The sequence below is a fragment of the Mesorhizobium sp. PAMC28654 genome, assembly GCF_020616515.1.
Classification (GTDB): Bacteria; Pseudomonadota; Alphaproteobacteria; order Rhizobiales; family Rhizobiaceae; genus Mesorhizobium.
Genome location: NZ_CP085135.1, coordinates 1,849,338 through 1,875,298 on the forward strand (window position 1 = coordinate 1,849,338; position 25,961 = coordinate 1,875,298).

Annotated in this window: 25 protein-coding genes and 1 pseudogene; 20 read left to right on the top strand and 6 right to left on the bottom strand. The window is 62.5% G+C overall.

Features of this window, described 5'->3' with window-relative positions:
• The first annotated feature begins 153 nt into the window (after nt 1-153).
• A complete protein-coding gene (locus LGH82_RS09455) occupies nt 154-2,082 on the top strand; it encodes an LTA synthase family protein (protein ID WP_227348246.1) in 1,929 nt (642 codons plus the stop codon).
• A 9-nt stretch (nt 2,083-2,091) separates the two neighbouring features.
• Here LGH82_RS09455 and LGH82_RS09460 read toward each other — a convergent pair whose 3' ends face one another.
• Nucleotides 2,092-3,744, bottom strand: a complete 1,653-nt coding sequence (locus LGH82_RS09460) for a pilus assembly protein (RefSeq protein WP_227348247.1) — start codon at nt 3,742-3,744, stop codon at nt 2,092-2,094.
• Between the two features lie 473 nt (nt 3,745-4,217).
• Here LGH82_RS09460 and rpsF point away from each other — a divergent pair, with 473 nt between their 5' ends.
• The 12 genes and pseudogenes from rpsF to LGH82_RS09520 all read left to right on the top strand — a co-directional run bounded on the left by rpsF (nt 4,218) and on the right by LGH82_RS09520 (nt 15,471).
• Complete coding sequence (gene rpsF / locus LGH82_RS09465) at nt 4,218-4,712, top strand: 30S ribosomal protein S6 (RefSeq protein WP_227348248.1); 495 nt, start codon at nt 4,218-4,220, stop codon at nt 4,710-4,712.
• Nucleotides 4,712-4,958: pseudogene (gene rpsR, locus LGH82_RS09470) on the top strand (30S ribosomal protein S18). Before rpsF ends, rpsR begins: the two are co-directional and overlap by 1 nt.
• Before the next feature lie 258 nt (nt 4,959-5,216).
• Entirely contained in the window at nt 5,217-5,801 is a 585-nt protein-coding gene (gene rplI, locus LGH82_RS09475) for a 50S ribosomal protein L9 (protein ID WP_227348249.1), read from the top strand.
• Nucleotides 5,802-5,993: 192 nt separating this feature from the next.
• Entirely contained in the window at nt 5,994-7,283 is a 1,290-nt protein-coding gene (locus LGH82_RS09480) for an SAM-dependent methyltransferase (RefSeq protein WP_227348250.1), read from the top strand.
• An 86-nt stretch (nt 7,284-7,369) separates the two neighbouring features.
• Nucleotides 7,370-7,693 (top strand): YnfA family protein, encoded by a 324-nt coding sequence (locus LGH82_RS09485; protein ID WP_227348251.1) that lies wholly within the window; start codon nt 7,370-7,372, stop codon nt 7,691-7,693.
• 3 nt (nt 7,694-7,696) lie between these two features.
• Nucleotides 7,697-8,665, top strand: a complete 969-nt coding sequence (locus tag LGH82_RS09490) for a small ribosomal subunit Rsm22 family protein (RefSeq protein ID WP_227348252.1) — start codon at nt 7,697-7,699, stop codon at nt 8,663-8,665.
• 287 nt (nt 8,666-8,952) lie between these two features.
• Nucleotides 8,953-10,443 carry a replicative DNA helicase gene (locus LGH82_RS09495; protein WP_227348253.1) on the top strand — a complete coding sequence of 497 codons (1,491 nt, stop codon included), beginning with the start codon at nt 8,953-8,955 and terminating at the stop codon, nt 10,441-10,443.
• 84 nt (nt 10,444-10,527) lie between these two features.
• A complete protein-coding gene (gene radA / locus LGH82_RS09500; RefSeq protein ID WP_227348254.1) occupies nt 10,528-11,931 on the top strand; it encodes a DNA repair protein RadA in 1,404 nt (467 codons plus the stop codon).
• A gap of 72 nt (nt 11,932-12,003) precedes the next feature.
• Nucleotides 12,004-12,684 carry a CvpA family protein gene (locus LGH82_RS09505; protein WP_227348255.1) on the top strand — a complete coding sequence of 227 codons (681 nt, stop codon included), beginning with the start codon at nt 12,004-12,006 and terminating at the stop codon, nt 12,682-12,684.
• A gap of 97 nt (nt 12,685-12,781) precedes the next feature.
• Nucleotides 12,782-14,251, top strand: coding sequence for an amidophosphoribosyltransferase (gene purF, locus LGH82_RS09510; RefSeq protein ID WP_227348256.1), 1,470 nt, complete (start codon nt 12,782-12,784; stop codon nt 14,249-14,251).
• A gap of 92 nt (nt 14,252-14,343) precedes the next feature.
• A complete protein-coding gene (locus LGH82_RS09515) occupies nt 14,344-15,084 on the top strand; it encodes an SDR family NAD(P)-dependent oxidoreductase (RefSeq protein ID WP_227348257.1) in 741 nt (246 codons plus the stop codon).
• 165 nt (nt 15,085-15,249) lie between these two features.
• Nucleotides 15,250-15,471, top strand: coding sequence for a hypothetical protein (locus tag LGH82_RS09520; protein WP_227348258.1), 222 nt, complete (start codon nt 15,250-15,252; stop codon nt 15,469-15,471).
• An 82-nt stretch (nt 15,472-15,553) separates the two neighbouring features.
• Here LGH82_RS09520 and LGH82_RS09525 read toward each other — a convergent pair whose 3' ends face one another.
• Nucleotides 15,554-16,060, bottom strand: a complete 507-nt coding sequence (locus LGH82_RS09525) for an OsmC family protein (protein WP_227348259.1) — start codon at nt 16,058-16,060, stop codon at nt 15,554-15,556.
• 258 nt (nt 16,061-16,318) lie between these two features.
• Between LGH82_RS09525 and LGH82_RS09530 the strand changes: the two genes are divergently transcribed.
• Nucleotides 16,319-17,206 carry a DMT family transporter gene (locus LGH82_RS09530; protein WP_227348260.1) on the top strand — a complete coding sequence of 296 codons (888 nt, stop codon included), beginning with the start codon at nt 16,319-16,321 and terminating at the stop codon, nt 17,204-17,206.
• A gap of 94 nt (nt 17,207-17,300) precedes the next feature.
• Nucleotides 17,301-18,197, top strand: coding sequence for a DMT family transporter (locus LGH82_RS09535; RefSeq protein ID WP_227348261.1), 897 nt, complete (start codon nt 17,301-17,303; stop codon nt 18,195-18,197).
• Between the two features lie 128 nt (nt 18,198-18,325).
• On the opposite strand, the gene LGH82_RS09540 is transcribed toward LGH82_RS09535, so the two are convergent.
• Entirely contained in the window at nt 18,326-19,189 is an 864-nt protein-coding gene (locus LGH82_RS09540) for a LysR substrate-binding domain-containing protein (protein ID WP_227348262.1), read from the bottom strand.
• 112 nt (nt 19,190-19,301) lie between these two features.
• Here LGH82_RS09540 and LGH82_RS09545 point away from each other — a divergent pair, with 112 nt between their 5' ends.
• Nucleotides 19,302-19,709, top strand: a complete 408-nt coding sequence (locus tag LGH82_RS09545) for a tautomerase family protein (protein WP_227348263.1) — start codon at nt 19,302-19,304, stop codon at nt 19,707-19,709.
• A 129-nt stretch (nt 19,710-19,838) separates the two neighbouring features.
• Nucleotides 19,839-22,055: an AMP-binding protein gene (locus LGH82_RS09550; protein WP_227348264.1), complete on the top strand. Its 2,217-nt coding sequence runs from the start codon at nt 19,839-19,841 to the stop codon at nt 22,053-22,055.
• A gap of 12 nt (nt 22,056-22,067) precedes the next feature.
• Here LGH82_RS09550 and pssA read toward each other — a convergent pair whose 3' ends face one another.
• Together pssA and LGH82_RS09560 are read right to left on the bottom strand one after the other, a co-directional pair.
• Nucleotides 22,068-22,883 (bottom strand): CDP-diacylglycerol--serine O-phosphatidyltransferase, encoded by an 816-nt coding sequence (gene pssA / locus LGH82_RS09555; protein ID WP_227348265.1) that lies wholly within the window; start codon nt 22,881-22,883, stop codon nt 22,068-22,070.
• 2 nt (nt 22,884-22,885) lie between these two features.
• Nucleotides 22,886-23,584, bottom strand: coding sequence for a phosphatidylserine decarboxylase (locus LGH82_RS09560; protein WP_227348266.1), 699 nt, complete (start codon nt 23,582-23,584; stop codon nt 22,886-22,888).
• 236 nt (nt 23,585-23,820) lie between these two features.
• Between LGH82_RS09560 and LGH82_RS09565 the strand changes: the two genes are divergently transcribed.
• The 3 genes from LGH82_RS09565 to LGH82_RS09575 all read left to right on the top strand — a co-directional run bounded on the left by LGH82_RS09565 (nt 23,821) and on the right by LGH82_RS09575 (nt 25,607).
• Nucleotides 23,821-24,066 (top strand): hypothetical protein, encoded by a 246-nt coding sequence (locus tag LGH82_RS09565; protein WP_227348267.1) that lies wholly within the window; start codon nt 23,821-23,823, stop codon nt 24,064-24,066.
• Nucleotides 24,003-24,581, top strand: coding sequence for a hypothetical protein (locus tag LGH82_RS09570; protein ID WP_227348268.1), 579 nt, complete (start codon nt 24,003-24,005; stop codon nt 24,579-24,581). Before LGH82_RS09565 ends, LGH82_RS09570 begins: the two co-directional genes overlap by 64 nt.
• Before the next feature lie 159 nt (nt 24,582-24,740).
• Nucleotides 24,741-25,607 carry an SMP-30/gluconolactonase/LRE family protein gene (locus tag LGH82_RS09575; protein ID WP_227348269.1) on the top strand — a complete coding sequence of 289 codons (867 nt, stop codon included), beginning with the start codon at nt 24,741-24,743 and terminating at the stop codon, nt 25,605-25,607.
• A 1-nt stretch (nt 25,608) separates the two neighbouring features.
• Here LGH82_RS09575 and LGH82_RS09580 read toward each other — a convergent pair whose 3' ends face one another.
• Entirely contained in the window at nt 25,609-25,956 is a 348-nt protein-coding gene (locus LGH82_RS09580; protein ID WP_227348270.1) for an antibiotic biosynthesis monooxygenase, read from the bottom strand.
• Between the last annotated feature and the right edge of the window lie 5 nt (nt 25,957-25,961).

Here is a 25,961-nt window from a genome sequence, read left to right on the forward strand (position 1 = left end):
CTGTTCCAAATGGTTTTTACCCGATCACTCGTGATGAAAACCGCTCACGATTCGTTTGCTGGCTCTTCTCATTTTTCGCCACAGGCGCTAGTTTTCGGTGACAGTTCAATGACAATTCAGTGACGAATTTATTGCAGGCCGGGGAATTCTAGATTGGCAAAGGGTTTGAAAGGCGCAGGCAAAGCCGCGCCGCAATTTCTGGAAGGCGATCCGTCGACCGGATATCTGCCGGGCAGAGCCTGGCCGATCATTCGGTACGGCCTGACCAGCCTGCTTGCCTCGGCCATCCTGGTGTTCGCGATCGAACTGATCGTGCGCGGCGATTTTGCCGGCACCGTTTCCTTCTTCTTCCAGCCTTTCAAGCCTGGCTGGACCACGATCGTGGTGTTCGCGCTGATCATGATCGGCCTCGATGCCGTGCTGGGCCGCACATATCAGAGCTTGATGATCATTGCGCCGCTGACTCTGTCGCTGGCCTTTGTCGGCCATCAGAAATCGCTTTATCTCGGCGATCCGCTCTATCCGACCGATTTCCTCTATGCCCGCCAGATCGTCGCGCTGTTGCCGCTTCTGGTGCGTGATCGCCCGATGACGGCTCTTGCCATGACCGTCGGCATCGTCGCGGGCCTCGCATTGCTCGTCTTCGCCTGGCGCCAGTGGCGCCGCCGCGTGCCGGCGTTGAGTCACAAGGGCCGCCTCGCGCGGCTGACGCTGGCGGTGCCGCTGCTCGCCTTCTTCGTCTCGATCATGGATTACGCGACCTTCTCGTGGACGCGCGACCGGCTGCAGATCATTCCGATGATGTGGGACCAGAAGGAGAATTACGCCTCCAACGGCTTCGCGCTCGCCTTCGCGCTCAACGTGCCGATGGCCCATGTCACGGCACCGGCAGGCTATTCCGACAAGGCGATCGCGGCGATCCAAAAGCCTGATGTGACGGCCTCCGTGCCCGATGAAAAGCCCGATATCATCATCGTCATGAGCGAATCCTTCTGGGATCCGGCCATTCTGCCCGGCGTCACGATCACGCCAGACCCGATTCCCACCGTGCGGTCGCTGCGCTCGGGTTATGTCTTCTCGCCCGAGTTCGGCGGCATGACCGCCAATGTCGAGTTCGAGGCGCTGACAGGCTTCTCCAACGCCTTCCTGCCGGCTGGCAGCATTCCGTACCAGCAGTATGTGCGCGCACCGGTTCCGTCGATGGCGACATTCCTGAAAAGCGAGGGCTACGCGACCCGTGCGATCCATCCAGGCACCAGCTGGTTCTGGAACCGAACGCCCGTTTATGCCGATTTCGGCTTCGACGACTTCAAATCCGAGGAAAACCTGCCGCCGATGGAACGACGCGGCCCGCTGGCCTCCGACGCCGCCATGACCGACGAGATCATCCGCGAGGCCGATGACACAGACGAGCCGTTCTTCTTCTTTGCCGTCAGCCTGCAGAACCACGGGCCCTATGAGCCCAACCGCTATGTCAATCCGACCCACATCGTCCAGGCGCCGACCAGCCAGTGGGCACGCGACTCGCTCTTGTCCTATGCCGAAGGCGCCTCCGATGCCGATCGCGGCCTCCAACGGCTGATCGAATGGGCAAGGCAACGCGAGCGGCCAACGGTCATTGCCTTTTTCGGCGACCATCTGCCGCCGCTCGGCCCGGTCTATGTTGAAACCGGCTTCATGACCAACAACGTCGCGCCACGCAGGGAAGCCTCCGTTGAAGCCGCTTTGCAGCACCACCAGACGCCCTTGGTCGTGTGGTCCAACCGCACCGGGGCGGCCAAGGATCTGGGCGCGGTCAGCCCTGCCTTCCTGCCCTACCACGTTATGAAGACGGCAGGCATCAGCCATCCCTACTACACCGGCTTTCTGGGCGAGATGCGCGAACACTATAGCGTCGTCGACCGCAACCTCTTGCTGAAGCCTTCGGGCGAGGCAACACCCGACTGGGCTCGGCAGAAGGACGTAGATCCGGCCATCCGCGACTTCCGGCTGCTGCAATACGACATGATGTTCGGCAAGCGCCACGCGGCGCCCGACTTCTTCCCCGAAACCGTGGACAAGCTCGTCGCCCACACCAGCTAGGGAGGTCGCCTAATTGGTCAATTGCAGCTTGGAGAACTTGTTGGCGATCTGCTGAAATACGTTCGGCAGCTTGCTCGGATCGTTGACGGCATAATAGTCGACCGGGTTCGACGCGCATGCGCTGTACAGCGTGCGATTGGCAGCCGTGTCCGACTGCAGCACCATGGTATAGATTTGAGCGCCCTGGCTCTTGAGCTGGGTGCAAACGCTTTTGGTCCAGCTATCGACGTTGCGTGCAGCCGTCGTCTGGTTATCCGATCCGAAACGTCCGCCCGCCAGATAGCCATAGGACGTATAGTCGGACTTGGTCGGCTGGTTGCTGGCGCCATAGACAACGTTCTCGCCATCGGTCAGCAACATCACCACCTTGCTGACGCCAGGCGTCTTCCATGGTGTTCCATCCGTGTAGGGCGGATCAGGCGACAGCACCCGCATCCCCCATGACAGGCCTTCCGACACATTGGTGCCCGAGCCGTTCCATTCGGTCATCTCGCTCGCGGCCTTGCGCAGCTTGTCGAAATCGTCGGTCAGCGGGACAACAGGCGTGGGGCAGGCGCGATTAGGCCCCACTGTTAAGGCGCCGCTCGTTTCGGTGACGATCTTGGCGGCGGGCGCGACATATCTGGCGATCTTTTCCATGTCGGCACCCAGGAGCAAGTCCGCGACACCGCCGATGAGTCCACTCAGATCGATGCCGAGAATGTTGACGCCGGACTGCGCGAGCTTGGTCTTGTCGCTGATATCATCGAGGTAGGAATTGTTGTAGCCCGTGGCCGAATTGCCGTAGGAGCCGGACGGCTTTTTGGCAACTTCCGGATCATCGGGCGCGAAATAGGGGACAAACAGCGTGTCGGGCCTGGAGGGATCCGGCGGTGTGTCGGAGATGTTGTAGGTGCCCGGCCGCGCCTCCACGCAGCCCTTCCAACCGGTGCCGTTCCAGCCTGTCCTCTTGGCTACCGGTACGTCTTGCTGCAGCTGCTTGAACAGCGCCATGTGGTGGGGACGCTTGCCGTCGATGACCGGGAAATTGATGCCATTGGTCGACGACTTTCCGTCCATGTCGATCCATGAGGGATCGAAGCCCTCGCCATTGACGTTGACCGCCGTGACAAAGGGAACCAGCGACACACGGACCTTGCGGGTCGGCGACTTGACCGCCTCGAGATAGTCCAGCAGCGATTTCGTCGCCTGTCTCAACGCGGTCATGCGTGCGCCGGCCATGGAGCCGGTGTTGTCCAGGACCAGCACGACTTCGAGCTGATTGTTCGATTCGACGGCAGAAGCATCGGCGGTGATGTGCTTCTCCTTTCCAAACAGGAAGGCGAAGTTCAAATTGACGTCCGCCGACGCGACCGCCTTCGTCCTGACGAAGTTGACGCCCTTGTCGACGGTCAGCGTCGCTACGGCGTTGTTCAATTCGCCATGACCAGCGATATTCGCCAGGAAGTATCGGTTGAAGGCGTCCGGGCGCGTGACGTCGAGGTCACCGAGATGCGAGGATGCAAGGTTGGCCGCGTCGAGCGCGTTCTGCAGGTTGCTCTGGGCTCGCATCAGGGTCGAGACATCCGATGCGAAGGCGACGGCCGTCAGGATCGCCGGCAGCCCAAGCGCCAGCATCAAACTGAAATTACCGCTCTTCGAGCCACAGAAATTCTTGAGCATCCTTACCCCCCGGCCGTGCCCAGTTTTCCGCTTTGCCGCGGCTATCCCAATCTCCTGCACCTTTCGTAGTGAACTGACGGTTGATAAGGCCATGCAATTGTGCACAACCTGACGTGGTGGTTAAGGACAGGTTTCCGCAAGACCGCCAAATCTCGTCTGTTGCAGCCGTCGGCCCGAGCACCGCGACAAAGGGTTTGGCCAACTGAAACACTGTCCGCCCTTGCCTTCCCTGGGGATTGCTGTATAGACGCCCGCAATCTGCCGGTCCTTGCTGGGGGCTGAACGGAGGGCCGGAGGTTTTCCAAACCTTCGCGTGGAACCAGAAGCGTTTCCGCCTCCCGTGTCTCCGCTCTCGACCGTCTCGTCATGCTCCTTTCTTCCCCTTCCCCTCACCGGGACCAGTGGGTCAGAGAAGTTGCAGAGGCTTTTGCCGCCGGGACCGGGAGAGAAACGAAGAAAGGCACAGATACAATATGGCTCTTTACGAACATGTGTTTCTTGCCCGGCAGGACCTCTCGCAGCAGCAGGTCGATGCGCTTGTCGAACAGTACAAGGGCGTCATCTCCGCGAATGGCGGGTCCGTCGGTCGGGTCGAGAACTGGGGACTGAAGTCCCTCACCTACCGGGTCAACAAGAACCGGAAGGCATACTACACGCTTATGGACCTTTCCTGCCCGCCGGCAGCGCTCAACGAGATGGAGCGCCAGATGGGCCTGTCCGAAGACGTGCTGCGTTTCCTGACCATCAAGGTCGAGGCGCATGAGGAGGGCCCGTCGGCCATGATGCAGAAGCGCGAAGAGCGCTCCGAGCGTGGCGGCTTCGGCGATCGTGATCGCGGCCCGCGTTCGTTCGGCGACCGTGATCGCGGCGACCGTGGCGATCGTCCGCCGCGCAGCTTCGGCGGCGACGCTGGTGCTGATCGTGGTCCGCGCCGTCCGCGTGAAGGCTTTGAAGGGGGTGCAGAATAATGGTCGACATCAATCAGATCCCGACCCGGCGTCCGTTCCATCGCCGCCGCAAGACCTGCCCGTTCTCCGGCGCCAACGCACCCAAGATCGACTACAAGGACGTGCGTCTGCTGCAGCGCTACATTTCCGAGCGCGGCAAGATCGTGCCGTCGCATCACCGCCGTCAGCCAGAAGAAGCAGCGTGAACTCGCCAAGGCGATCAAGCGCGCCCGCTTCCTCGGCCTGCTGCCCTACGTGGTTCGCTAATTTCTCTGACGCGGGCGGCTTGCCGCCCGCTCTTCTCCCACGGCGACGGGCGCCGCAGGGATTGTTCTGATGATGCATGTCGTTGTCCCAAAACCGGGAAACCTCTTTTGGGCGACATGCATTGAAATACCGGGTTGAGGCCAAAGCCTCTAACTGCCGCGACAGGCAGGACAGCGACACCGGCGGCAACGCCCCTTTTGCTTCCTGGCCTGTTCCATTGAATTCGGCGCTACGCGCCAAACTGAAAGGAACAAAACCATGGACGTCATTCTTCTCGAACGCGTTTCCCGCCTCGGCCAGATGGGCGACACCGTCAAGGTCAAGGACGGATTCGCTCGCAACTTCCTGCTGCCGCAGGGCAAGGCGCTGCGCGCCAACGAATCCAACAAGAAGAAGTTCGAGGGCCAGCGCGCCCAGCTCGAGGCACGCAATCTCGAGCGCAAGTCGGAGGCGACGCAGGTTGCTGAAAAGCTCGACGGCAAGAGCTTCATCACTGTTCGCTCGGCGGGCGAAACCGGCCAGCTCTACGGTTCGGTGTCGACGCGCGACATCGCCGACCTGCTGACGGCGGAAGGCTTCTCGGTCGCTCGCAGCCAGGTTCTGCTCAACCATCCGATCAAGACCATCGGCCTCACCAATGTCGCGATCGCGCTGCATCCGGAAGTCGAAGTCACGATCACGCTCAACATTGCCCGTACGGCCGACGAAGCCGAACGCCAGTCCAAGGGCGAGACGCTGACCACCGCCGAAGCCATCTACGGCGACGACATCAACGACAACGCCCGGCCGGAGAACTTCTTCGACCCGAATTCCGAATTCGAAGGCGGCGAAGACAACGCATGACGATGTAAGGAAGTTGGAGCGCGTCCTGACGGAGGCGCTCCGCTGCCCATCGACATCCGATCGGTTCCAGTCATTCTGGACCAATGCCCGGGCCTCTCGCCCGGGCTTTTTTGTGCCAAATGGAACTTTTCGAACCCCTATATATTGATGCAGAGTAGGACAGCCTGTCTGACCGAGAGGGGACATTTGGTCATGAATATTCTGTTGAAGCGCGTTCTCGACCGCCTGGTGCGCACCGGCAATCTCAAAGTAACCGGCCCCAAGGGCGCGACAGTGGTTTTCGGCGACGGCAGCGGCGAGCCGGTGCACATGCACATCAAGACCGCGCATGCCGAGCGCGCCATCACCTTCGATCCGATGCTGGCGGTTCCGGAAGCCTACATGGACGGCGAACTCGACATTCTCGAAGGTGGCACGCTGGGCGTGATGCGCATCGCCTTCCAGAACATGGGCAGCGGTGGCATTGATGCGACCTGGTCCAAGGCGATCGAAGGTCTGCGCCACGCTTTCCGACGCCTGCACCAAATCAACACGGCGTCGCGCTCGCGCCGCAATGTGCAACGCCACTACGACCTGTCCGGCGACCTCTACAGGCTCTTTCTCGACGAGGACATGCAGTACTCCTGCGCCTATTTCGAGCAGCCGGACATGACGCTGGACGAGGCGCAGGCCGCCAAGAAACGCCACATCGCCGCAAAGCTCAGGCTGAAGCCTGGCCAGACCGTGCTCGACATCGGCTCGGGCTGGGGAGGGCTCGGCCTCTATCTTGCCAAGGCTTTCGACGTAGATGTGCAGGGCGTGACTCTGTCGACCGAGCAGCATGGTGTCGCCACCGACCGCGCTCACGCGCAAGGCCTGGAAAGCCACGTGCATTTCGAACTGAAAGACTACCGCGAACTCAACGAACGTTTCGACCGCATCGTTTCGGTCGGCATGTTCGAGCATGTCGGCGTCAACCATTTCCGCACATTCTTCGACAAGTCGGCGACGCTGCTCAAGCCGGACGGCGTCATGCTGCTGCATACGATCGGCCGCTCCGGCGTGCCGTGGGCCACCAGCGCCTTCATCCGCAAATACATCTTTCCGGGCGGCTACATCCCCTCGCTCTCCGAAGTGATGCCGGCGATCGAGAAATCGGGGCTCGTGGTCACCGATGTCGAGATCCTGCGCCTCCACTACGCCGATACGCTAAAACACTGGAGCCAACGCTTCGCCGCCAACCGCGACAAGGCCAAGGCGATCTATGACGAGCGCTTCTGCCGCATGTGGGAATTCTATCTGGCCGCGTCGGAAGCCGCCTTCCGCTGGCAGGATCTGGTGATCTTCCAGATTCAGATCGCCAAGAAGAACGACACGCTGCCGATGTCGCGCGACTATATTGGCAAATGCGAAAAGGCCCTGGAGATGCGCGACATGGGCCACCGCGAAAAGGCACCTGCCGCCACCAAGCCAGCGCGTCGTCGCAGGGTGGCTGACAAATAGCAGGCGGCGGCAATCGCGCTATTGCCGCTTGCCATTGCCGGCTGCTGCCGTGAAAAAGGTCTCGCCAACGCCGCGAGACCTTTTTGATGAATTATCTGCTCTACATCGCCGCTGCCCTTGCCGAAATTGCGGGGTGCTTTTCAGTCTGGGCATGGTGGCGACTGGAAAAATCGCCGCTGTGGCTGGCGCCCGGCCTCGTCTCGCTCATCTTGTTCGCATGGCTGCTGGCGCTGGTCGACACGGCGGCCGCTGGCCGCGCCTATGCCGCTTATGGCGGAATTTACATTTGCGCTTCGCTGGCCTGGCTTTGGCTAGTGGAGGGCGTGCGCCCCGATCGATGGGACCTTGCTGGTGCCGCACTTTGCATCGCCGGCGCGTCGATCATCCTGCTCGTTCCACGGGGAGCCTAGATCATGGAACTCCCCGCTCCGCTTCGGCAGGCCGTCGATCGCATGCTTGAAAAGGTGCCGCTGCCGGCGCTCAAGCAAGCCGCCAAGACGCTTTCGGACCGCTACCGCGCCGAATTGCGGGACGGCCGCCTGCACATGGCCGAGGACATGGCCGTCAAGGCATATCTGGCGACGCGGCTGCCGGCGACCTATGCCGCAGTTCGTGCCAGTCTCGATGCACTTGAAGAAGCAAGACCGGAGTTCGCGCCCAGGACATTGCTCGATGTCGGCGCCGGCCCTGGTACCGTGCTTTGGGCCACGACCGATCTGTGGCCCGACCTGCAGCAGGCAACGCTGGTCGAGGCCAGCAACCCGGCGCGCAAGGTTGGCGAGACGATGGCCGCGGGTGCGATCACCTCCGAAATCACCTGGCTTGCCGGGGATATCACCATTGACCTGTCCGACCTCAAACCGGCCGACATGGTCACCGCGGCCTATGTGCTGGACGAGATCACGCCGGCATCGCTGCCGAAGCTCACCGACCGCCTCTGGCAACTCACCGCCGACACGCTTCTAATCGTCGAGCCAGGCACTCCGGCGGGCTGGCAGCGCATCCTTGCCGTGCGCCGGCAACTGATCGAAGCCGGCGCGCATGTGCTTGCCCCTTGCCCGCATGACGCACCCTGCCCGCTCGCACCACCAGACTGGTGCCATTTTGCCCGCCGCGTCGCCCGCTCGCGCCTGCACAGGCTTGCGAAGGACGCCGAGGTGCCGTGGGAAGATGAGAAATACATCTTTATCGCCGCCTCGCGTCAGCCTGCTGCTTCCCGCCGGGCAAGGGTGATAGCGCCGACGAAATCCGGTTCCGGCAAGATTCTGCTCAAGCTGTGCCAAGAAGACGGCAGCGCTGCCGAAAGGCTGTTCACCAAGCGCGACGGTGAACTGTTCAAGCGCGCCCGACGCCTGGACTGGGGCGACACGCTGTCCGACTAGTGTTTCGGTAATGTGCTCTCGAGCGACGGTTCCTGGAAGGGCGGCTGGCCCAGTTTTGATCGTGTCGCTCAGCTTGTTGGCACTTGGAAATCCTCATCAATTTTCTTGTTTTGTTCCACCCAGGGCGATATCGTTGCCACTCGATTCGTCAATCGAATTTCGCGTGGATTGCCGAGTAATTTTTTCGACGCTGTGAATCGTGGGCACAAGCGGGATAAGTCAAAGTTTGTTTATGCCCCGCTAATCGTCTCTGCTAGCGACGGGTCGGGATCAAGATCGGGGATATCATGGCAGAAGCAGCGCGAAAATTCGGCGTGGCGGAAACACCGCTCTATCGCGAGGCACCGAACAACATCGAGGCCGAACAGGCGCTTCTTGGCGCCATCCTGGTCAACAATGATGCCTTCTACCGCGTTTCCGACTTCCTGAAATCAAGCCATTTCTACGAGCCGCTGCACCGCAAGATCTTCGAGATCGCGGCCGAATTCATACGCATGGGCAAGGTGGCGACACCGATCACACTGAAGACATTCCTGCCGGCTGACGAGAAGGTCGGCGACATGACGGTGGCGCAATATGTCGTGCGACTGGCGGTCGAGGCTGTCACCGTCGTCAACGCGACGGACTATGGTCGCGCCATCTATGACCTTGCGACGCGGCGCGCGCTGATCACCGTCGGCGAAGACATGGTCAACATCGCCTATGACGCCCCGGTGGACATGTCACCGGGCGAGCAGATCGAGGATGCCGAACGCCGCCTGTTCGAACTCGCCGAAACCGGCCGCTACGACGGCGGCTTCGAGAGCTTTTCCGATGCCTTGAAAACCGCCGTGGACATGGCTGGCGCCGCCTATATGCGCGACGGCCATCTGTCGGGTGTTTCCACGGGGCTGCGCGATCTCGACCATCGCATGGGCGGCCTGCAGCCGTCCGATTTGATCATCATCGCTGGCCGCCCCGGCATGGGCAAGACCTCGCTTGCCACCAATATCGCCTACAACATCGCCGCCGCCTATGAGCCGGCACAGCAGGCCGACGGTTCGTTCAAGGCGGCCAATGGCGGCGTCGTCGGCTTCTTCTCGCTCGAAATGTCGTCGGAACAGCTGGCCACCCGCATCATCTCCGAGCAGACCGAGATCCCATCGTCGAAGATCAGGCGTGGCGACCTCACCGAGGCCGACTTCGGAAAGCTCGTCGCCTACTCCCAGGAGAACCACAAGCGCCCACTGTTCATCGATCAGACCGGCGGTATCTCGATCGCCCAGCTGTCCGCCCGCGCGCGTCGCCTGAAGCGTCAGCGCGGACTGGATGTGATCGTCATCGACTATATCCAGCTCATGCAGGGCTCATCCTCGAAATCCTCGCAGAACCGCGTCCAGGAAATCACCGAGATCACCACGGGATTGAAGGCGCTTGGCAAGGAACTGAACGTTCCGATCATTGCCCTCTCCCAGCTTTCGCGTCAGGTCGAAAACCGCGACGACAAGCATCCGCAACTGTCCGACCTTCGTGAATCGGGCTCGATCGAGCAGGACGCCGACGTGGTGCTCTTCGTGTATCGAGAGGAATATTACATCAAGAACAAGGAACCGGAGAAAGACACGCCGGAACACCTCGCCTGGGAAGCAAAGATGAACGAGGTGCAAGGCAAGGCCGAAGTGATCGTGGCAAAGCAGCGCCACGGCCCGACAGGCACCGTCAGCCTTGCGTTCCAGGGCGAATTCACGCGCTTCTCCGATCTTGCCGAAGAGCACCATATTCCGGAGAGGTTCGAGTAACCCCTTGGTCAGCCTTTCACTCCGCCATTCCACGCTGATGCCCAGACCGCCGGGATACCGCATCTTGCATGCAGGCCGCGCCTGATGGCGAAATCCCGCATTCAGTTCATCTGCCAGAACTGTGGCTCGGTGCATCAGCGCTGGGCCGGTAAATGCGATGCGTGCGGCGAGTGGAACACGCTGGTCGAGGAAGGCACGTCGGGCGGTATCGGCTCCGGACCGGCCAACACGCGCAACGCCCGCAAGGGTCGCGCGGTAGTGCTGACGACGCTGTCGGGTGACATCGAGGACGCGCCACGCATCATCTCCGGCATTGGCGAACTCGACCGTGCAACCGGTGGTGGTTTCGTGCGCGGCTCGGCGCTGCTGGTCGGCGGCGACCCTGGCATCGGAAAGTCGACGCTCCTGACCCAGGCCGCGGCCGCCCTTGCCGCCAAGGGACACCGCGTCGTCTATGTCTCCGGCGAAGAAGCCGTCGCGCAGATCAGGCTGCGCGCGCAGCGGCTCGGCGTCGCCTCGACGCCGGTCGAACTTGCCGCCGAAACCAATGTCGAGGACATTCTTGCCACCATCGCCGACGGCAAGCGGCCGGATCTGGTCATCCTGGATTCGATTCAGACCCTGTGGACCGATCTCGCCGATTCGGCGCCCGGTACCGTCACCCAGGTGCGCGCTTCCGCTCAGGCTATGATTCGCTACGCGAAATCCACGGGAGCCGCGATCGTATTGGTGGGCCATGTCACCAAGGAAGGCCAGATCGCCGGTCCGCGCGTCGTCGAGCATATGGTCGACGCGGTGCTCTATTTCGAAGGCGAAGGCGGCCACCATTTTCGCATCCTGCGCACCGTAAAGAACCGCTTCGGCCCCACCGACGAGATCGGCGTGTTCGAAATGTCGGACAAGGGTCTGCGAGAAGTCGCCAATCCGTCAGAGCTTTTCCTCGGTGAGCGCCATGCCAAATCGCCGGGCGCGGCGGTTTTCGCCGGCATGGAGGGGACAAGGCCGGTTCTGGTCGAGATCCAGGCACTTGTCGCGCAATCGTCGCTCGGCACGCCGCGCCGCGCGGTGGTCGGCTGGGATGGCTCAAGACTGTCGATGATCCTGGCCGTTCTCGAAGCCCATTGCGGCGTACGCTTTGGCCAGCACGACGTCTATCTGAACGTCGCCGGCGGGTATCGCATCTCGGAGCCCGCGGCCGACTTGGCAGTGGCCGCCGCGCTGGTTTCCTCGCTCACCGGCCTTGCCCTTCCCGCCGATTGCGTCTATTTCGGCGAAATCAGCCTTTCGGGCGCCGTGAGGCCGGTTGCGCATGCGCAGCAGCGCCTCAAGGAAGCCGAAAAGCTGGGTTTTGGAAGCGCGGTTCTGCCCTCGGGCAGCGGGGAACTTGCCGGGGGGATAGGGGCCGGTTCTTTCCAGCCCACCGAGCTTGCCGATCTCGTCGCACGCATAGCCGGCACACGCCGAAGCCGCGTTGACGAGCAAGACTAGAGCATCGGACCCGAAAGTGGGAAAACCCGATGCTCCGCGCTATAATGCGGCTCATGGAGTGGGGCGAAAGACATGCCGATTACGCTGCTTGACGGAATTCTTGTCGGCTTCACCCTGGTCTCGGCGATGCTCGCGATGGTTCGCGGTTTTTCGCGCGAAGTCTTGTCCGTGGTTTCCTGGGCAGCGGCAGCCGCCGCAGCCTTCTTCTTCTACAAGCCGCTTCTGCCCTACATCCAGCCTCATATCGACAATGACAAGATTGCCATGGCGGCTTCCGCCGGCATCGTCTTCATCGTCGCGCTGATTGTCGTCAGCGTCATCACCATGAAGCTCGCGGACTGGATCATAGATTCCAGGATCGGGGCGCTCGATCGTACGCTCGGCTTCCTCTACGGCGCGGCGCGCGGCATCCTGGTTGTCGCCGTCGCCCTGATGTTCTTCAACTGGTTGGCCGGCGCCAAGGCCCCGGCCTGGGTCGCCGACGCCAAGTCGCGCCCGTTGCTCGAATCGATCGGCACCAAGCTTGAAAGCCTGATGCCCGCCGACACGGAAAATGCGATCCTCAAGAAGCTCAGCTCGAAGGCTGGCGCTGGCGCCCCGGCAGCCCCCGACGCGCCAGCGGCGGACGCTCCGGCGACAGGTGACGATTCCAACACCCCGGCGCCGGATGACAACGATGCTGCGCCTGGCGACAATGCGCCTGCAAATCCGACACCGGCGCCAGCACCAGCGAACCCGCCGCCGGCAAACTGACGCGAAAAAGTCGACGATCATGTCAACGGCTGCACGGCGCGCGTTGCTTTCGACGCGCACCCGCACTATATCGCGATTTTAGCGGAGCTTGAGTCCCATGGCAGACGCAGACGACGTGCCTTCCGCCGAGGCAGACGATCACTTCCACGATGAATGCGGGGTGTTCGGCATTTTTGGCCGCCAAGACGCCGCGGCCATTGTCACACTCGGGTTGCACGCGCTGCAGCATCGCGGCCAGGAAGCAGCCGGTATTGTCTCCTACGACGGCACCCAGTTCCATGTCGAACGCCATGTCGGCCTGATCGGCGACACCTTCACCAAGCAGCGCGTCATCGACAGCCTGCAAGGCAATCGCGCCATCGGCCATACTCGCTACGCCACGACAGGCGGTGCCGGCATGCGCAACATCCAGCCCTTCTTTGCCGAGCTTGCCGATGGCGGCTTTGCCGTCGCCCACAACGGCAACCTCACCAACGCCATGACCGTGCAGCGCGCGCTGCAGAAGCAGGGCGCGATCTTCTCCTCCACCTCCGATACCGAGACGCTGCTGCATCTGGTCGCGACCAGCAAGGAGCGCGACCTCAATTCGCGCTTCATCGACGCGGTGCGTCAGGTCGAGGGCGCGTTCTCACTGGTAGCGATGACCGCCAAGAAGATGATCGGCTGCCGCGACCCGCTCGGCATCCGGCCATTGGTGCTGGGCGACCTCGACGGCGCCTGGATCCTGGCCTCCGAAACCTGCGCGCTCGACATTATCGGAGCGCGCTTCGTGCGTGACCTGAAGCCCGGCGAGATGGTCGTCGTCACGTCCAAGGGTATTGAGAGCCTGTTCCCATTCGAGCCGCAGAAGACCCGTTTCTGTATCTTCGAATACGTCTATTTCGCCCGTCCCGACTCTTCCGTCGAAGGTCGCAATGTCTACGAAGTGCGCAAGCGCATCGGCGCCGAGCTTGCGGTCGAAAGCCCGGTCGAGGCTGATATCGTGGTGCCTGTGCCCGATTCGGGGACTCCTGCCGCCATCGGCTTCAGCCAGGCCGCTGGCATCCCTTTCGAACTCGGCATCATCCGCAACCATTACGTGGGACGCACCTTCATCCAGCCGGGTGATTCGATCCGGCACATGGGCGTCAAGCTGAAGCACAATGCCAACCGCCGCATGATCGAGGGCAAGCGCGTCGTGCTGGTCGACGATTCGATCGTGCGCGGCACCACCAGCCAGAAAATCGTGCAGATGGTGCGCGACGCCGGCGCCAAGGAAGTGCACATGCGCATCGCCTCGCCGCCGACACGCGCCTCCTGCTTCTATGGCGTCGACACGCCCGAAAAGTCGAAGCTGCTGGCATCGCGCATGTCGATCGAGGAGATGGCCGAGTTCATCCGCGTCGATTCGCTCGGCTTCCTCACCATCGACGGGCTCTACCGTGCCGTCGGCGAAGCCAGCCGCGACAACGACCAGCCGCAATTCTGCGACGCCTGCTTCACGGGCCAGTACCCGACCCGCCTGCTCGACTTCGAAGGCCATGACAATGTGCGCACGCTGTCGCTGCTGGCGACGAGCGGAACGTAGGGTTTGCCGGACCACTGTCTGCCTTCCATTTTATGCCCCTCTGCCCCATCGGGCATGGGGGTGTTTCATCCCTGTCAGTCGGAATCTTTCCCATGACCCTCGACCTTTCCGGCCGCGTCGCGGTTGTCACCGGCGCCTCGCGCGGCATCGGCTACTTCATCGCAAGGGAACTTGCCGCGGCGGGCGCCCATGTCATAGCGGTCGCCCGCACGGTTGGCGGCCTGGAGGAGCTTGACGACCAGATCAAGGCTGCCGGCGGTCAAGCGACGCTGGTGCCGCTCGATCTCGCCGATATGGCTGGCATCGACCGGCTGGGCGGCGCCATCCACGAACGCTGGGGCAAGCTCGACATCCTGGTCGCAAATGCGGCGGTGCTTGGTGTCATCTCGCCGATCGGCCATGTCGAGGCAAAGACCTTCGAAAAGGTCATGAATATCAACGTCACCGCGACCTGGCGGCTGATCCGCTCCGTCGATCCGCTGCTGCGCGTCTCCGATGCCGGCCGCGCCATCGTCTTGAGCTCCAGCCTTGCCCATTCAGCGCGTGCTTTCTGGGCCCCGTACGCGGCATCGAAGGCGGCGGTAGAAGCCATGGTGCGCTCCTGGGCGCATGAGACGGAAAGCCTGCCGCTGCGGATCAATGCCGCCGACCCTGGCGCCACCCGCACCGCCATGCGTGCGCAGGCCGTGCCTGGCGAGGATCCAGAGACGCTGCCGCATCCGTCCGAAATCGCAAGGCTTATCGTGCCGCTCGCCAGCCCGGAGCTGAAGGAGACCGGGCAGATCTTTCAGGCCAAACACAATCGCTTCGTTTCCTATCGGCAGCCGGAATAGCTGCGCGCACCCGACGATTCGAAGCGCCGCGGTCTTCCTTCACGCGGCTGTGATATGGTCGTGGGAAGCCGGGAACCGGCCACGCTTTCGCCATCCCGACGAAGTTGATAGACTCGGTTCGTCTCCCACTACAGCGCCCGAACCGGGCAGAACAAGGAAACTCCCATGGCTTCGACGACCGTAGCGTTGGTCTGGTATCTGGTAATCGCTGGCCCAGGGGGCGGCATGGCCGTTCTCCCCAGCACCTTCGACAAGCGCGAACAGTGCACCGCCGCCGTCGCCGAGTACCAGAAGCAACCGACGCCGGCCGGCTGGTCGCTGCAGTGCGTGCCGAGCGCGTCGCCGTTTACCGACGAAGGCGACAACGAAGTTCCCTCGGCGCAGTAAACACAAGGCCCGGAAATCGCCAGGCTGCGTGTGATCGCCGAAGCCGCGGTCACACGCATTTCAATCGCTGGCGTAACGTTGTTCAGCGTTTCGCGCTCACCGTCAGCTCCGGCTTCTGGTTGATTGTCTGGAACACCACGCAATAGCGTTCGGTCAGCTTCAGCAGTGTATCGATGCGCTCCCGCGGCTCATTCGTGTCGAGGTCGAATTTCAGCCTGATGGCGCGGAAACCAACGGGTGCATCCTTGGCCACTCCAAGGGTACCGCGAAAGTCGAGATCGCCTTCAGCCTCGACCGTGGCGGCGCCGAGCTTGAATTCCAGCGCCGTCGCCACCGCCTTCAGCGTCACGCCGGCGCAGGCCACCAGTGCCTCGAGCAGCATGTCGCCCGAACACAGTTCAAGCCCCGAGCCACCGGTCGCCGGGTGCAATCCCGCGACCGCAAGCGCCCTGCCCGTCTCGACCTTGCAGGCGATCGACTGGTCGTCGATCGAACCTCTGGCCCTGAGCGTGACCAGGGCGCGCTCGGCGTCGTCGCGATAGGCCTCCTTCAACGGCGCCTGCATGGCCTTCAATCCGGTCGCGTCCATTTTCAATCCTTTCAGCAGCGCTTCCTGTCATGTTCGAACAGGGCGTTGTCACCGTGGGCGCCGTCGGTCCAGCCGCATGGAGACAACCGAGGATGTGCAGGCATCACAGCGTGATGCAACGCCCTGCCCCAACGCAAGCTCGCCGCTGGCGTAGCGCGCCTGCGTTTTTCACTCGTATAGCGTATCCATGCGAAGCCTGATTTTCAAAGCCTTCGCAGTGCTTCTCAGCAATCATTTCTCTGAACAGGCCCGCGCCGCATGGCCGACATCGCCATTCTTGAAACACGTGAAAGGGTGCTTGCGGGCATCCTGTTCACGGGCGCCGCCTATTTCCTGTTTTCCACGCAGGATGCTTCGATCAAGCTTCTGGTCGTGGGTATGACGGTCTGGCAGATCATGTTCTTTCGCAGCATCACGATCCTGGTCGCGTGCGCGGCAATTGGCGGGCGTCGCCTGTTCGAGGACACGGCGCGCTCGTCCGTCCTCCGGCCAATGTTCTTGCGCAGCGTGTTCACGCTGGCTGCCTGGATCTGCTTCTACAACGCCGCCAAGACCATGCAACTGGCCGAACTCACCACCATCTATTACGCGGCCCCGATCATCATCACGGTGCTTTCGGTGGTGATGCTTGGCGAGAAGGTGCCTGCACTGCGCTGGCTGGCGGTGTTCATCGGCTTCGCCGGCGTCTTCGTCGCTTGCGACCCGACCCGCCTGGGACTTTCCGTACCGGTACTGCTGGTGCTGGCGGCGGCGATCTTGTGGGCCATCGCCATCATTTTGATGCGCAAGACATCGCTGGCCGAGCGCACGATGATCCAGCTCGTCTTGAACAACGCCTTCTTCCTGGCGTTTTCGGCCGTGCCGACCTTTTTTCTATGGCAAGCGATGACATGGGAGCAGTTGCTGTTGTTGATCGCCGTCGGCGCGCTGGGCGGGATCGCGCAGTATCTTCTGTTCGAAGGTATGAAGCGCGCGCCCGTTTCGATCTTGGCGCCGCTCGAATACACGTCGCTGATCTGGTCCTTCGCACTGGGTTTCGCGATATGGGGCGATGTACCGCGCCCCGAAGTGTTCACCGGCGCGGCAATCATCGTCTCGGCCGGCCTGCTGATCGTCGCCAACGAGCGTTTTCGCAAGAGGGCGTGAAACCCCGCGGGGAATTCGCGCGATCGATCCATGCTGACAGCAGGGTGTCAGTACAGGCCAGACTAGTATCCGCCATGGCGAAGGATTCTTGAGCATGCCGGGCAACAGCACCCCATCCACCGAGCGAACCCTTGGCATCATCCTGGTGTCGGCATCGGCGGCCGTGTTCGCCCTAACCGGGGTGCTGACCAAATCCATCCACGCCGATCCGCTGACCATCATCTGCTGGCGTGGCTTTGTCGGCTCGATCCTGATCACGCTCTACGTGCTGTGGCGCCGACAGCGCTCTGGTGGGCAGGAAAGCCTGCGGCTCGGCTGGCGCGGCTGGCTGCTGGCGGTCGAGGGAGCCCTGGCCAGCATTGCCTTCATCTGCGCCTTCAAGTTCACCTTCGTCGCCAATGTAGCGATCATCTACGCCACCGCGCCCTTCGTCACCGCCATGCTTGCCTTTGTGTTGGTCGGGGAGCGGTTTCGCCTGCAGACCATGATTGCAGCCGCCGTGTCGCTCTGTGGCGTGGCGATCATGGTCTGGTCCGGGTTCGGCACCGGCAATCTGGTCGGTGATTTTCTGGCGTTGCTGATGACGATCGGCAGCGCGCTCTACATGATCATGGTCCGCGCCTTCCGCGAGACGCCTGTGGTGTGGGCGGGCGCCGTGTCGGCGTTCCTTCTGTTCGTGCTCGGCTGGTTCGTCACCGACCCGCTGGCGGTTTCACCGAGAGACGCCGTCCTGCTCGTGACCTTCGGCGCTTCCTTCGCGCTGTCGTCCATACTGTGGACGGAGGGAGCACGGCTCATCCCGGCCCCCGAATCCGGGCTGCTCGGCTCGGCCGAAGTGCCTTTCGCCATCCTGTTTGCCTTCCTGTTCCTGGCCGAGGTTCCGCCCGCCGCCAGCATGATCGGCGGCGCTCTCGTGCTGTGCGCCGTGTTCGCGCATGCTGGGCGCGACTGGCTGACGGCAAGGCGGCAGCGCGCAACGATCTCGATTTGAGAAATTTCGCGACGTCACGGAACCATCACCGGTTTCGGGCATTGTTGTCTCGACGGGCACCCCAAGTCCCCCCAAACCCCTTGCCCGTCCTACCTCCAGCCGACCGAAAGGTCGGCTTTTTCTTTGCCTCAGCCGAAGCCACCTGACGAGGCGCGGTTGTCGCTGACCAGCGCCGCCAGATCTCGGGCGGGAGATTGTGCTTCGCCTCGCAGCCGTATGGCGAACTCCGCAACGGGGACCGGCGGCAGGCCTAGATCGCGCGGCGCCTTGACGATTCCGGAATGCGCGAACCGTGCAGTTCTCAGCGTCAACGCGATGCCGGCATTCACCGCCGTGCGCAGGCCGGCTAGGCTGGCGCTGGTGGCGGCGATCCGGTAGTGGCGCCCAGCAGCATCAAGAGTGGCGATCGCCGCATCACGGAAACCGCAATGCGGGTCGAGAAGCGCCAGTGGCACTTCGTCCTGGTGCGAAACCAACCCCTTTTGCGAACACAGCCAGACCATGGGCTCCCTGAGCACGCCAACTTCATCCGGTGTTGGGAACTGGCGCATGGCGATCGTCAGATCAAGAAGGCCGGCCTGCAGCGCTTGCGCCAGTTCGACCGAGCGGCCGACGCGCAGCTCGATCCTGACACGCGGGTGGCTCACGGCGAAGGCCCTGAGCAGATCTGGCAAGCCGCTATCGGCGAAATCCTGCGTGGTGCCGATAGCGACGCGGCCGTCGGCCCGCGCGCCCTTGAGCGCAAGCCAAGCCTCGCTGTGCACAGACAGGATATGGCGCGCGTGGCCGACAAGATCTTCGCCGGCCGGCGTCAGGCCGCGCCCCCGCCCCTGCGGCATCAACAGCGGCTCGCCGACGATCTCCTCAAGCCGTTGCATCTGCGCCGTCACCGCCGAGGGCGTGCGGCCGACCATCGATGCGGCCTGTGCCAACGAGCCGCCATCGACGAAGGCTAGGAAAGTTCTGAGAAGGTCGGGATCGAGCATTTGCATACTTCGATAATATCGAATCAACCGTTAAAAACAATTCGATTTTTTTGACTCCAGGATGGAGGCATGGTCCTTGCCTCGGCAATCAGACGCCGCCCAACCAAGGAGAAGGAAAATGCCTATCATCAACATCAGTGTCACCGGCAAGCCTGACGCCGCTCTGTCCGCCAGGATCGCCAAGGACGTAACCGAGATCACCGCCACGCAGTTGCGCAAGGATCCAACGATTACCGCGGTCGCCATTTCCTACGTCGATCCACGGCACTGGTTCGCCGGCGGCAAGTCGCTGGCCGAGCATGGCGCAAACACCTTCTGGCTGGACATCAAGGTGGTCGACGGCACCAACACCAAGCTTGAGCTTGAAGCCTACCTGAAGGCGATCTTCGCTGCTTTCGGCCACTTGCTGGGCACGGTGCACGAGGAAAGCTATGCCTTCGTGCACGAAGTGCCGGCCGCCGCCTATGGCTATGGCGGCAAGACGCAGGAGTTCCGCTTCATCAGCGGGAGGTTAAAGGCGGCTTGAGCGTCTTCTTCCAGTTTCTGGGGCAAGGCAGGAGCGTTCTCTTCCCGCATTGACCTTGACCCCACATCGTCTAGGTTCTTGCCGAAGCGGCCGGCCAAGAGCCGCGAAGCGAGAACGGGAGGATGCGGCATGATCCTGACGCTGGCGCTGCTTGCCGGGCTGATTGCAGCCTGGCTGATGATCGCGGTGGTGGAGAGATTCCGGCTCGGGCTGCGCTTTGCCCAGGCCGTGCTCTATGTGCCGTTCAAGCTCGCCTACCGGATCAAGGATGACCGCATGAGGATCGCGCGGTCAGCCCCCGCTCCGGTCATCTACGTCATCTGGCATCAGTCGCGCATCGAGCCGGCGCTGATGCTGTCACTGTTGCCGGAAGATACGCTGCACATCCTCGACGACGCCTCGGCCAGATCGCCCTGGCTGGAGCCGTGGCGCGAGCTTGGCCGCACCATCGCCTTCAACGCCGAACATGTCTTCGTCAGCCGCCGGCTGGTGCGTGTCTTGAAGGGCAAGGGCCGGCTTGCCGTCTACTTGCCCGATGCGGTCGAGCCGGATGTGAAGTCCTTCCGCCTGTTTCGCGCCATCACCCGCATCGCCATGCAGGCCGACGCCCGTATCGTGCCAATCTTTGTCGGCGGTGCGCGTTACCTGCCGGTATCGCTGACACCCGCCGCGATCGCGCCGCGTCGCTGGTTTCCGCGCCTGTCGATCAGCGTACTGGAGCCGATGACTATCGCCGAGCTGGTAGCACGAAACCCAGACCAGGCATCGAACACCAATGCACTGTTCGATCGTTTCGCCGAAGCCCGGTTTGCCGCCACCGATCTCGACCGTGGCCTTTTCCTCGCCATGCGCGACGCCGCCGACCGTGTCGGAGCCTCGCATCCGATCATCGAGGACGTCATAAGCGGCGCGCTGAGCTACAGAAAACTGTTCATCGGCGCCCGGGTGCTGGGCCGTCGTTTCGAGGCCGTCACGGCGCCGGGCGAAGCTGTCGGAGTGCTGCTGCCCAACGCCAATGGCGTCGTGCTGACGCTGCTCGGCTTGCTGTCGGGCGGGCGCGTGTCAGCGATGATCAACTACACGGCGGGTCCGGCAAGCGTCACCGCGGCCGTCCGCACGGCGGTCATCCGTACCGTGGTCTCCTCTCGCGCCTTCGTCGAGAAGGCCGACCTCGCCGACATTGTCGCGGCCGTCGAAACAGGCGGCGCCAGGCTGCTGTGGCTGGAGGATTTGCGCGAAACCGTGACGACGCTGGACAAGCTCACGGCAGCCGTGCTGTGGCGCTGGCCGCTGCGGCCGCAGAACGCGGCCAAGCCGGCGGTGATCCTGTTCACCTCCGGCTCGGAAGGCACGCCCAAGGCCGTGGTGCTGTCGCACAAGAACCTTCTCGCCAACGCCATGCAGGCAGAGGCGCGGATCACCATCTCGCCGGCCGACATCCTGCTCAACGTCCTGCCGGTGTTCCACTCGTTCGGGCTTACGGGCGGCACCATCCTGCCACTGGTGACCGGCGTCAAACTATTCCTCTACCCCTCGCCGCTGCACTACAAGATCATCCCCGAGATCGCCCGCAGGGTCAGGCCGACGATCATGTTCGGCACCGATACGTTCCTGGCCAACTATGCGCGCACCGCCAAGGATGGTGATTTCTCAAGCCTGCGTTTCGTTGTTGCCGGCGCTGAGGCGGTGAAGCCGGAAACCCGCCGCGTCTATCGCGACCGCTTCCAGGCCGAAATCATCGAAGGTTTCGGGCTGACCGAAGCCGCACCCGTTGTCGCAGTCAATACCGCGATCCATGGCCGCGGTGGTAGCGTCGGCCGGCTCTTGCCGGCCATGCGCATGAAGCTGGAGCCGGTCGAGGGCATCAGTGACGCCGGGCAGTTGTGGCTCGATGGCCCCAATCTGATGATGGGCTACATGACCGCGGATCGCCCCGGCGAATTGCAGCCGCTGACCGGCTGGCACGATACCGGCGACATCGTTGCCGTCGATCGCGAAGGCTTCATCACAATTCGCGGCCGGGCCAAGCGCTTCGCCAAGATCGCCGGCGAGATGGTGTCGCTGGGTGCGGTCGAGATGCTGGTGCAGTCGCTATGGCCCGAACAGCGCCACGCGGCGGTCGCGGTGCCCGACAAGCGCCGGGGCGAACGCATCGTTCTGGTCACCACCGCCGAGGACGCCGACCCCGAAGAATTGCGCAAGTTCGGCAGACAGGCAGGCGCCGCTGAATTGATGGTGCCCAACGACATCGTCAAGGTGCGGGAAATTCCTGTGCTGGGCTCCGGCAAGACCGACTATGTCTCGACCCGCAAGCTGGCGCTCGACAAGCTTGGGGTCGCTGCTTAGCTATCAGCCGGCTCAGCCAATATCCGAGGGCGGCACCTTTTCGCCTTCAATCATGGCGCGCTTGGAATAGGCGCGCACGCTGAACGGCAGGAAGACCAGGTAGCCGGCGACCGATGCCGTCAGCGTATACCACGGATAGGTCATGAGAAGCAGGATGTAGAGGACGACGCCGAGGATGATTGGCAGCACCTTGTCGCCGGGTATCTTGAAGCTTTTGCCGGAATAGACCGGCAGCCGGCTGACCAGCAGGAAGGCGACCAGTATCGTGAAGCCCGTGGCGATGAAGGCCGTCACCCGGGTCGGTTCGACGCCAAGGCGCAGGAATGAAAGATAGAGCGGAAGCATCACCAGCACGGCTCCCGCCGGCGCCGGCACGCCGACGAAATATTCGTTCTGCCATATCGGACGATCTGTTTCCTCGTCCAGAACGTTGAAACGGGCAAGCCGCAGACCACAGGCGATGGCGAACAGAAGCGCGGCAATCCAGCCCGGTGAACCAGCCTGATCGAGCATGAAGGCATAGAGCACCAAGGCGGGCGCCACGCCGAAATTGACGATGTCGGCCAGGGAATCCATCTGCGCGCCGAATTTGGAGGTTGCCTTCAGCATCCGCGCCAGACGCCCGTCGATGCCATCGAGAAAGGCGGCGAGCAGGACCATCACCACCGCCGTCTCGAAGCGGCCCTCGAAACCGAAGCGGATGCCGGACAGACCGGCACAGATTGCAAGCACGGTGACGAGGTTCGGTAGCACCATGCGCATCGGGATTTCACGGATGCGCGGGCCGCCGCTGCCATGCGCCTCGAATTTCTTGAACGGCGCGCCCACGGTCAGGAAATCCGTACGAGGGGTGTTCCGGCAACGCCGCCGAATTCGGCCAGCACGGTTTCACCGCCGACTGCCGTCTGGCCGACAGCGACGCGCGGCGTGGCGGTCAAAGGCAGGAACACGTCGACGCGCGAACCGAAGCGGATCAGGCCAAAACGCTCACCAACGGCGATCGTGCCGCCGGTCTCGGCCCAGCAGACGATTCTCCGCGCCACAAGACCGGCGATCTGCACGGCGGCGACAACGCCGTTCGGGCTTTCGATGACCAGACCGTTGCGCTCGTTCTCGGTGCTTGCCTTGTCGAGCTCGGCATTGAGGAACTTGCCCGGCCGGTGCTCGATCCTGGAGATGCGGCCACGCACGGGAGCGCGGTTCACATGGCAGGAAAAGACGTTCATGAACACCGAGATGCGGGTCATTTCGCCATTGCCGAGACCAAGCTCGCGCGGCGGCACAGCCGGTCCGACCGCCGAGATGATGCCATCGGCGGGGCTAACCACCAGACGGTCGTCGACTGGCGTGACGCGCTCCGGATCGCGGAAGAAATAGACGCACCATGCCGTCAGGATGAGGCCGATCCAGAACAGGATCGAGGAGAAATAGCCAAGAAAGAGCGTTGCCGCGCCGAAGGCGGCGATGAACGGATAGCCCTCGCGATGGATCGGAACGAACGTATTCTTGATCGTGTCGACGAGGCTCATCGGATGAAAACAGGCTCCATTTCAGGTCCGGCCTGTCTATCGGAAACGCTCCGTCGCCGCAACGCGACAATCAGACTGGCAAGAGCGGTAGCCATGCAGCCATTGCATACGCAACATTGGACAGGCCCGATGCAGGCCATCACATTTCCCGCGGCAGTCACGTCTCCCCTGATTCGTGCGAATTGTTGCCGTCAGAATTCGGATTCTTGGTCACTTCCGCTCATGCAGGGGGCTTCATGACGAACCGATTGCTGGCAGTGCGTGGTTTCGATCAAGCACAGCGGCACGCCAAATTCGCGCTGCCGCTTGGCGTATTCACCGCACTGGCTGTCCTGCTCATGTCACATGGCAACGCAATCGCGCAGGCGAAGCCATCCTTCGACTGCGCCAAGGCCGCCAGCGTCGCGGAAAAAGACATTTGCGCCGATCCTGTGCTGGCGCAAGGCGACGCCGATGTTGCGAAAACTACGCGGCGGCGCTGAAGACGCTCGACCCGAGCGCCGGCAAGGCCTTGCGGGACGACCAGAGCGACTTCATCCAGTATCGCGACCAGATCGCCGACTTCAACGAGAACACGCCGAAGGACCAGCAGAATTTCGATCTCGGCGAGTTCCTGCGCGATCGCGCCACCTTCCTCGCCGGCATCCGCAAGCCCGCGGACTCCGGCTTCGTCGGGACATGGAGCAGCATGCGCGGTGAGGTCGAGATCAAGGCGGCGGGTACCGGCAAGCTCGAAGTTTCAGAGGATGTCGCCAATCCTGTCACTGGTGGCGGAGAATGCGACATCAGCGGTACGGCCAAGATGCGCAACGACCTGCGTCTGGTCGACACTGACGACAGCGACAAACCGACCGGCTTCGTTTTCACCTTCCTCCGCGTTGGCGACGCGCTCATCGTCGAGCAGAGCGGCGCCGGCAAGGGTGACAATTCGGAACCGTCCTCATGCGGCGCCAATGGCCATGTTGATGGCACGTTCTTCTTGACGGAGAAGAAGTAGCCTGCGCGCGGAAGCCATCGGTGCCGAGGCATCAAGGTCGATCTTATCTGAGTGAAAAATCCATAAAGTTGTCGGGGGGCAAGTGGTCCCGTGCGTCCTTGGGAGATGGCGCCTTTCTCCAGTCTGGAGCTGGCACGTGCAACAAGGAGGTTCTCAGCAATGCAGAAACCATCAGCCGACAAAGCGCACATCGTGATAGCTGGTCTCGCCTTCGGCGAATCGCCGCGCTGGCATGATGGACAGCTATGGCTATGTAACTGGGGCACCGGCGAGATCATCGCGGTCGATGCCGGCGGCAAGAGCGAGATAGTGCTCACTATGCGGGCTGTCCTGCCCTATTCCATCGACTGGCTGCCGGATGGTCGTCTGCTTGTCGCCTCAGGTCGCGAGGGCTTGCTTCTGCTGCAGGAAGCGGACGGAACACTCGCCACCCATGCCGATCTGAGAGAGCTGTCGAAAAACCCGTGGAACGAGATCGTCGTCGATGGGCGGGGCAACATCTACGTCAATGGCGGCGGGCCGGCACCGGCTCTTGGCCAGCATTTCGGGCCCGGTACAATCGTGCTGATTTCCGCGGGCGGTGCGGTTCGGCAGGTGGCGGATAATATCGCCTTTGCCAACGGCATGGCGGTGACGCCGGACAACAAGACGCTCATCGTCGCCGAATCGCATGCCAACCGACTGACTGCTTTCGCCATTGCCGCCGATGGCAGCCTCGCCAATCGGCGGGTCTGGGCTCATCTCGATGGCTTTCCCGACGGCATCTGCCTCGATGCCGAAGGTGCCGTCTGGTACGCGGATGTCCCCAACAAGCGCTGCGTCCGGGTGCGCGAAGGCGGTGAGGTACTGCAGACCATCACCGCTGATCGCGGCTGCTTCGCCTGCATGCTAGGCGGCGCAGATCGGAAAACCCTGTTCATCGTCGCCGCCGAATGGCGCGGCTTTGAGCAGATGGCCAGCGATGCACGCACCGGCCAAGTGCTCAGCATCGAAGCACCCGCCCCTGGCGTCGGATGGCCCGGCTAACTTAGAAACCGGGAATGCGCTGATAGTTGGCAATGTCGGCGCGAACACCCAGCCGCGTCAGTGTCTCCTGAGGGTTGAAACCGACGAGTGCCTGCGCCGCCTTGACGATTGGCACGACATTGTCGACGGCCGTCTGGTTTTCCCATTCGACAACGGTCACGAGATTGAACTCGCCCGGGCCCGAGAATTGCTCGAGCAGGAAATCCTGCACGAACCCTTGTTGCAGGCGCAGCAATTCATGCGTCGCCCTGACTTTGCGGAGTATCTCCTCGCGGGCCTCGGCCGGAACGATGAACTTGTCCACCCTGAACACGCTGACATCGCCAAGCTGTTGATTTAGCTGATCCATTCTTC